The sequence below is a fragment of the Arthrobacter sp. HMWF013 genome, from assembly GCF_003061105.1.
GTDB lineage: Bacteria > Actinomycetota > Actinomycetes > Actinomycetales > Micrococcaceae > Arthrobacter.
On the sequence record NZ_QAIQ01000226.1, the window covers coordinates 1 to 5,083 of the forward strand.

Annotated in this window: 3 protein-coding genes and 1 pseudogene; 1 reads left to right on the forward strand and 3 read right to left on the reverse strand. The window is 66.3% G+C overall.

Features of this window, described 5'->3' with window-relative positions; translation table 11 throughout:
- Positions 1 to 106 (reverse strand): annotated as a pseudogene (locus DBR22_RS24445) (uroporphyrinogen-III C-methyltransferase); the annotation flags it as partial.
- 2 nt (positions 107 to 108) lie between these two features.
- Complete coding sequence (gene nirB / locus DBR22_RS09250; protein WP_108598770.1) at positions 109 to 2,739, reverse strand: nitrite reductase large subunit NirB; 2,631 nt, start codon at positions 2,737 to 2,739, stop codon at positions 109 to 111.
- 289 nt (positions 2,740 to 3,028) lie between these two features.
- On the opposite strand from nirB, the gene nirD reads away from it, so the two are divergent.
- Complete coding sequence (gene nirD / locus DBR22_RS09255) at positions 3,029 to 3,421, forward strand: nitrite reductase small subunit NirD (RefSeq protein WP_108598771.1); 393 nt, start codon at positions 3,029 to 3,031, stop codon at positions 3,419 to 3,421.
- A 9-nt stretch (positions 3,422 to 3,430) separates the two neighbouring features.
- On the opposite strand, the gene DBR22_RS09260 is transcribed toward nirD, so the two are convergent.
- Positions 3,431 to 5,083, reverse strand: a 1,653-nt coding sequence (locus DBR22_RS09260; protein WP_108598772.1) for a phospho-sugar mutase, incomplete at its 5' end; no start/stop codon positions are given.

Genomic DNA, 5,083 nt, shown 5'->3' on the forward strand with positions numbered 1-5,083 from the left:
AGACTACCGCGCCTGCAGCTTCATAGCGCCGGACCGCCTGGCGGGCGGCGTAGTCGGATCCGGTGACCAGGACTTCGCGGCCGGTGAGATCAATGCTGAGCTGCATGCCTATACCTCGTTCTCGTCGCGGGGCCTCATGGGGATGGAAGCTCCGATGAGGACCTTCCCTTTTTCTTCAGCGGTGGCCGGCCGGAACTGGCCGCGTTCGTCCGAGACGAAGGTGATGGAATCGTCCTTCTGGTCCGGTGCGTTGACGAAGGACCGGAACCGGCGGAGGCGGTCGGGGTCCTTCAGGGTGTCTGCCCATTCGTCCACGTAGGTGTCAACGTGCTTGGCCATGGCGGCCTCGAGGTCCTCGGCAATGCCCAGGGTGTCCTTGACCACCACATCCTCCACGTGCTTGATGCCGCCGTCGAGCTCTTCCTGCCAGCGTGCGGTGCGCTGGAGGCGGTCGGCGGTGCGGATGTAGTACATGAAGTAGCGGTCGATGTACTTGATCAGCGTCTCGTCGTCGAGGTCCTTGGCGAGCAGCTGGGCGTGGGCCGGGGTGGCACCGCCGTTGCCGCCCACGTACAGGTTCCAGCCGTCCGCGGTGGCGATCACACCGACGTCCTTGCCGCGGGCCTCGGCGCATTCACGGGCACAGCCGGAGACGCCCATCTTCAGTTTGTGCGGGCTGCGGAGGCCGCGGTAGCGGAGTTCAAGCTGGATGGCCATGGCCACCGAGTCCTGCACTCCGAAGCGGCACCAGGTGGACCCGACACAGGACTTCACCGTGCGCAGGCTCTTGCCGTAGGCCTGGCCGGATTCAAAGCCGGCGTCCACCAGTTCCTTCCAGATTTCCGGAAGCTCCTCCAGCCGCGCACCGAACATGTCGATGCGCTGGCCGCCGGTGATCTTGGTGTACAGGTTGTACTTCTCGGCCACGGCAGCGATGACGCCGAGCTTCTTCGGGGTGATCTCGCCGCCGGCGATGCGGGGGACCACCGAGTAGGTGCCGTCCTTCTGCATGTTGGCCAGGGCGCGGTCGTTGGTGTCCTGCAGGGTGCCGCGGCCGGCGTCCAGGACGTAGGCGCTGTTCTGGCTGGCCAGGATGTTGGCGATGGTCGGCTTGCAGATGTCGCAGCCGGCTCCGGTGCCGTACTTGGCCATGATTTCTTCGAAGGAGGACAGCTCGAGGACGCGGATGGTCTCGAACAGTTCCTGGCGGGAGAGTTCGATGTGCTCGCAGAGGGCCTTGGAGACCTCGACGCCGGACTTGGTGAGCTCTGTTTCCAGCAGCTTCTTCAGCATCGGGACACAGGAACCGCAGCTGGTCCCGGCGCGGGTGCAGCCCTTGAGTTCGCCGAGCTCCTGGACGGGAGCGTTGCCGTCGCAGGCGCCGCAGCCGTTGACGGTGTCCCGGATGGTTCCGGCGGAGACGTTGTTGCAGGAACACAGGATGGCGTCGTCCGGGAGTTCCGTGTCCGGGGCGTCGCCGCCGCCGGCCGCCGTGAGGTATGCGCCGGGCTCGGCGCTGAGTTCGCGGCCCAGGAGGGGACGGAGGCTCGTATAGGGGGTCGCGTCGCCCACGAAGATGCCGCCCAGGAGGGTCTTGGCATCGTCGGTGGTGACGATCTTCTGGTAGACGCCGCGGGCCGGGTCCGCGTAGACGATTTCGAGGGAGTGCTCGGTTTTGGCGAAGCCGTCGCCGAAGCTGGCAACGTCGACGCCGGACAGCTTGAGCTTGGTGGCGGTATCGAAGCCCGGGAAGGTGGCTTCGCCGCCGTGCAGGCGGTCGGCGACGATCTCAGCCATGGTGTTGGCGGGGGCAACCAGGCCCAGGCACATGCCGCCGAAGTTGGCGACTTCGCCGATGGCCCAGATGCCGGGTACTTCGGTGGCGCAGTAGTCGTTGATGACCACGCCGCCGCGCTGGCCCAGGCTGAAGACCTGTTCCTCGCCTTCGGCGGCGCGGAACAGTTCATCGCGGGGCCGGACGCCGATGGCGACAATCACGAGGTCGGCGTCGATGATGCGGCCGTCTGCCATCAGGACACCGGTGACCTGGCCGTCGTCGTCGGACAATACTTCCGACGGGAAGACACCGCCGTGGACTGCGAAGCCCTTGGCCTTGATGAGCCGGCCCATGGCCTGGCCTGCGCCCTCATCCAGCTGCGTGGCCATCAGCCACTGCGAACCGTCGATGACGATCGGGTTGGCGCCCAGCTGCTCGGTGCCGGCGGCCGATTCCAGGCCGAGGAGGCCACCACCAATGGTGACGGCGTTGACCTTGCGGCCGAGCTTTTCGGTCAGTTCGGTGATGGCCTTGTTGATGGCCCAGACGTCTTCGAGCGTGCGGTAGACGTGGGTGTGCTCGGCGCCGGGGATGGGCAGCCGGGCGGCATTCGAGCCCGTGGCAACCACGAGGTCGTCGTATTCAAAGGTGCTGCCGGCAGCGGTTTCCACCGTCTTGGCTTCGGCGTTGATCTTGACCACGCGCTCGCCGGTCTTCAGCGACAGGGAATCGTGGTCCCACATGGAGGCGCTGCCCAGCGTCAGGTCGACGTCGCTGTCGGTGAGGGCCTTGGAGAGGGCTACTCGGTCATACGGGAGGTGGGCCTCCTCAGTGAGGACCGTGACATGCCAGCCATCGAGCCCGCGGGAGTGCATGGCGTCCGCAAAGCGGTGGGCAGCGGGTCCGCCACCGGCGACGACGATGCGGCGCGTGTTCTCTGTGCTTGAAGTCTGTTCGGTCACTGTGGGCCTTTCGCATGGGCCGCAGACGGTTCTCTGCGACTTTCTCTGACGAGGTGTTGCTTCAACAGTAGGCAGCCGCAGTTTCGCTTCAGTTTCCCAATTGTTTCGTCACCTTAACTTCTGCATCACGAACGCGTTTCCGGCAGGGTGAGTTCTCTTTTACGCGCCGGACACATTCACTGCACGCCATCGAAACACCCGCTGCCTAGTTTGGTAGTACGGCCGCAGAGGTGGCCGGCAGCATTCAGCAACAACAGCAGACAGACAAGAACGTGGAGAGGAGCCGGACATGACGGCAACACTGGAACTTGGGGCGCTCGCCACCGAAGCTGACACCGCGGGAAACGCCGCAGCACTGGCAACAGGCTGGCACCGGGTTTGTGCGGTGGAGGACCTTGAACTGGCGTGGGGCGAAGCCGCACTGATCGCAGGCCGCCAGGTGGCACTCTTCCGGACCGGCCCCGGCGAAGTTTTTGCCGTGGCCCACGAGGACCCCGCCACCGGCGCCCACGTCATGGCCCGCGGCATTCTGGGCTCCCGTGGCTCCCGCCCCACCATTGCCTCCCCGCTCCACAAAGAGGTCTACGACCTCGAAACAGGCGAGTGCTTCGGAACCGCGGCCGTCCGCCTGGAAACATTCAGCACCCGCATCTCGGACGGGTTCGTCGAGGTCCAGGCCTAAGCAGCCTCGCTAGAGACCCAGCGCCTCCCGGACATCGGTGAGTACGTTATCCAGCGCGGCGCGGGCGGCCTGCCGCGCCTCGGGAAGTTCAGCCGCTGATTCCACGGGGCGCAGGACTTCCAGGTAGCACTTGAGTTTGGGCTCGGTGCCGCTGGGCCTGATGATCACCCGGGTGTGGTCCTTCGTGAGATACAGCAGGCCATCGGTGGGCGGCAAATGCGCGCTCCCTTCAGCCAGGTCCACGAAGGTTTCAACGGCTGAGGAACCGAATGATTCGGGCGCGCTGACCCGGAGCCGGTTCATCATGGCATCGAGCAGGCCCAGGTCCGCTACCCGGATGCTCAGCTGGTCGCTGGCGTGAAGCCCATGCCGCAGGTAGAGCTCATCGAGCGTGTCAAAAACGGTTTTCCCCTCAGCCTTCGCGGCAGCGGCAAGTTCGGCAATGAGGACAGCCGCCGAGATCCCGTCCTTGTCCCGGACCAGGTCCGGCGCGACGCAGTAGCCCAAGGCTTCTTCGTAGCCGTAGAGCAGCCCGGGAACGCGGGAAATCCACTTGAAGCCGGTCAGTGTCTCCTCATGCGCATACCCGGCAGCTGCGGCGATGCGGGCGAGCAGGCGCGAGGAAACAATCGAGTTGGCGAATACGCCGGCTGTTTTCGCGCCTGCCTGCGGGGCAGCGGCCGGGGCCAACCCGCCTACGCCCCCGGAGACACCGGCCGCGAGCCGCGCCACAATGTGCGCACCCAGAAGGGCTCCCACCTCATCGCCGCGCAACATGCGCCACGCCCCCGTGTCCGGATCCTTCGCTGCCACGGCGGCGCGGTCCGCATCGGGATCGTTGGCCAGGACGATATCCGCGTCCACCCGGGCGGCGGTTTCGAGCGCGAGGTCCAGGGCGCCCGGTTCCTCCGGGTTTGGAAAGTTCACGGTGGGAAAGTCGGGATCCGGCTCAGCCTGTTCCGCCACGAGGGTGACCTCCGCGAAACCCGCAGCATTCAGTACTGCCACGGCCGTTTCGCCGCCAACGCCGTGCATCGGCGTCAGGACGATCCGCAGGTCGCGGGCAGGAAAGCGTGCCGGATCGGCGAGTGCCGCCGTCGCGCGGTTGTAGTCCTCTGCAATGGACGGTGCGAGGACCGTCCAGCCATCCGCTGCAAGCGCGATGGATTCAAGTGCGCCCACGGTGTCGATCCGAGCGGCAATCATGGCGTCGTAGGGGGCAACGATCTGCGCACCCCGGCCGCTTTCCTCCACGGCATGGCGGCCCAGGTACACCTTGTAGCCGTTGTCCTGCGGCGGATTGTGGCTGGCGGTGACCATCACGCCGCCGTCGCACTCAAGCGCCCGCACCGCGTAGGCAAGCAGCGGGGTGGGAAGCGCTGCCGGCATCAGGAACGTATCGATTCCGGCAGCGGTGAAGATGGCGGCCGTTTCCTCGGCGAAGACGTCCGAGTTGTGCCGGGCGTCGTAGCCGACGACGGCGCGCGGCCGGGTTCCGGGGGCAGCCTCACCCACGGCGTCGGCCAGGAAAGCGGCAAGTCCGGCGGCGGCGCGGCGCACCACCACACGGTTCATCCGGTTTGGTCCAGGCCCGAGGGCGGCCCGGAGGCCGGCGGTGCCGAACTGCAGTGTCCCGTTGAAGCTGTCGGTGAGTTCCTGCAC

Excerpts from the sequence above, each read along its gene's own strand:
- nirD (WP_108598771.1), top strand. The coding sequence starts at position 3,029 with ATGACGGCAACACTGGAACTTGGGGCGCTCGCCACCGAAGCTGACACC.